The sequence below is a fragment of the Fibrisoma montanum genome (genome assembly GCF_003583365.1).
Lineage (GTDB): Bacteria > Bacteroidota > Bacteroidia > Cytophagales > Spirosomataceae > Fibrisoma > Fibrisoma montanum.
On record NZ_QXED01000023.1, the window covers coordinates 1 to 3065 of the forward strand.

Consider the following 3065-nt stretch of genomic DNA (forward strand, 5'->3'; position numbering starts at 1 on the left):
TAAAGCAGGAAAGCCGTCCTTGTGGGGACGGCTTCCAACTACAAATGACAAGAGGTGGCAGTTACCTACTCTCCCGGAAACGACTCCAGTACCATCGGCAGTGCGGGGCTTAACGGCTCTGTTCGGGATGGAAAGAGGTGCTCACCCGCCTTATGACCACCAGCCTCCTTGTGACTGGCGCTGACCCCAGACAACGGGCCAGCTAATAACCTGTTCGTTCGTTGACGCACGTCCAACACGGGAACTAACCCGTCTTGGACAGCACAGAGAAAGACTTATCTACTCTTACTTACTTCCTGATTGATCTACCCAGCAAAACCTACACCTCCGGGCTCATTAGTACGGCTCAGCTCTAGCGCTCTCACGCCCTGCACCTGCCGCCTATCAACGTGCTCGTCTCGCACAACCCTTTATACCGGAAGTCTCATCTTGGGGCCAGTTTCGCACTTAGATGCCTTCAGCGCTTATCTGATCCGCACGTAGCTACTCGGCCGTGCCACCGGCATGACAACCGATCCGCCAGCGGTGCGTCCATCCCGGTCCTCTCGTACTAAGGACAGATCCCCGCAAACTTCCAACGCCCACCACAGATAGGGACCGAACTGTCTCACGACGTTCTGAACCCAGCTCGCGTGCCACTTTAATCGGCGAACAGCCGAACCCTTGGAACCTTCTCCAGCCCCAGGATGTGACGAGCCGACATCGAGGTGCCAAACCTCCCCGTCGATGTGAGCTCTTGGGGGAGATCAGCCTGTTATCCCCGGCGTACCTTTTATCCTTTGAGCGATGGCCCACCCATGCAGTACCACCGGATCACTATACCCTGCTTTCGCACCAGATCGGCCCGTCGGCCTCACTGTCAAGCCCGCTTCTGCTATTGCACTCCCCAGCCGATTACCGTCCGGCCTGAGCGGACCTTGGGAAACCTCCGTTACCCTTTCGGAGGTGACCACCCCAGTCAAACTACCCACCAACCACTGTCCCCCATCGGGTTAGACCACCAGTCAGCCAAGGGCGGTATTTCAAGGTCGGCTCCACGATGCCTGGCGACACCGCTTCACTGCCTCCCGCCTATCCTACACATGCCTGACCAGCGATCCATGATAAGCTGTAGTAAAGGTGCACGGGGTCTTTCCGTCCCGTGGCGGGTAAGCGGCATCTTCACCGCTACTACAATTTCACCGAACTCATGGTTGAGACAGTGCCCAGATCGTTACACCATTCGTGCAGGTCGGAACTTACCCGACAAGGAATTTCGCTACCTTAGGACCGTTATAGTTACGGCCGCCGTTTACTGGGGCTTCAGTTCAATGCCTCGGGTTGCCCCTAACATCCCCCCTTAACCTTCCAGCACCGGGCAGGTGTCAGACCCTATGCGTCATCTTGCGATTTGGCAGAGTCCTGTGTTTTTGGTAAACAGTCGCCTGGGCGTCTTCTCTGCAGCCTCCCATCGCTGGGTAGGCCCCCCTTCTCCCGAAGTTACAGGGTTATCTTGCCGAGTTCCTTAACCATGATTCTTTCGTCCACCTTAGATTATTCATCCCGGCTACCTGTGTCGGTGTGCGGTACGGGTACCCATGCGCTTAGCGTGACCCCACTTTTCTTGGAAGCCCCTTCAGAACTTCGGTTCAGCCGTAGCCTCCCCTCAACGCCCCCTTCCGGCCGGACGTAGCTCCCCCGGCGCTCCGTCATGGCGCCACCTGCATGGACAGTGCGGGACTATTAACCCGCTTGCCTTCAGAGCCCGCCCTTCGGCTGCCCCTTAGGACCCGACTAACCCTCCGATGACTACCATCGCGGAGGAAACCTTAGCCTTACGGTGTGGAGAGTTCTCGTCTCCATCTCGTTACTTATGCCTACATTTGCTTTTCTATACGGTCCACCACAGCTCGCGCTGCAACTTCACCCCCTATAGAATGCTCTCCTACCACAATACACTCACGTGTACGTCCACCGCTTCGGTGATGTGCTTGATGCCCGTTTATTATCGACGCCCGCCCCGCTCGACCAGTGAGCTGTTACGCACTCTTTAAAGGAATGGCTGCTTCCAAGCCAACCTCCTGGCTGTCTCGGCAGCCGGACCGCCTTTGTTCAACTTAGCACACACTTGGGGACCTTAGCGGATGGTCTGGGTTGTTCCCCTCTCGGAATGGGACCTTAGCACCCCACCCCTCACTGCCCAGCACCCACCCTAGCATTCGGAGTTCATCAGAAGTTGGTAGGATGTGACTCCCCCGCATCCTGTTGGTCGCTCTACCTCTAGGCTGGTAACACTGAACGCTGTTCCTAAAAACATTTCGGAGAGTACGAGCTATTTCTCAGTTTGATTGGCCTTTCACCCCTACCCGCAGCTCATCCGGAAGCTTTTCAACGCTTATCGGTTCGGCCCTCCACGGGGTGTTACCCCCCCTTCAGCCTGGCCACGGGTAGATCACCAAGTTTCGCGTCTACCCCCACTGACTATGCGCCCTGTTCAGACTCGCTTTCGCTTCGACTACGCTACTTCAGTAGCTTAATCTGGCCAGTGACGGTAACTCGTAGGCTCATTATGCAAAAGGCACGCCGTCACCCCCATCCGGGGGCTCCGACCGCTTGTAAGCGCCTGGTTTCAGGTTCTATTTCACCCGGGTACGCCCCGTTCTTTTCACCTTTCCCTCACGGTACTCTGCCCTATCGGTCTTCTGGTCGTATTTAGCCTTGGCGGATGGTGCCGCCAGCTTCAGAGGGGGTTCCTCCGGCCCCCCCCTACTCAGGAGTCCCCTACGTCCCCAACTCCTACGCCTACGGGACTCTCACCCCCTGTGGTTGACCTTCCCAGATCATTCGGCTTGCATTGGTTTCTAAAAAGAGGTCCTTCAACCCCGGCCGGGCCGTAACCCAGCCGGTTTGGGCTTCTCCCCGTTCGCTCGCCACTACTTGGGGAATCACAACTTGTTTTCTTTTCCTGCGGCTACTTAGATGTTTCAGTTCACCGCGTTTGCCCCCCGCAGGGTACTAGCTCTTCAAGCTAGTGGGTTGCCCCATTCGGACACGTACGGATCAGCCCCTGCCAGCGGGTCCCCGCA

At 57.0% G+C, this 3065-nt stretch carries 2 rRNA genes; both read right to left on the minus strand.

The features are described 5' to 3' along the window. Nucleotides 1–52: 52 nt before the first annotated feature. Nucleotides 53–164 (minus strand): 5S ribosomal RNA (gene rrf / locus DYU11_RS32785). Nucleotides 165–314: 150 nt separating this feature from the next. Continuing rightward, a 23S ribosomal RNA gene (locus DYU11_RS32790) occupies nt 315–3065 on the minus strand.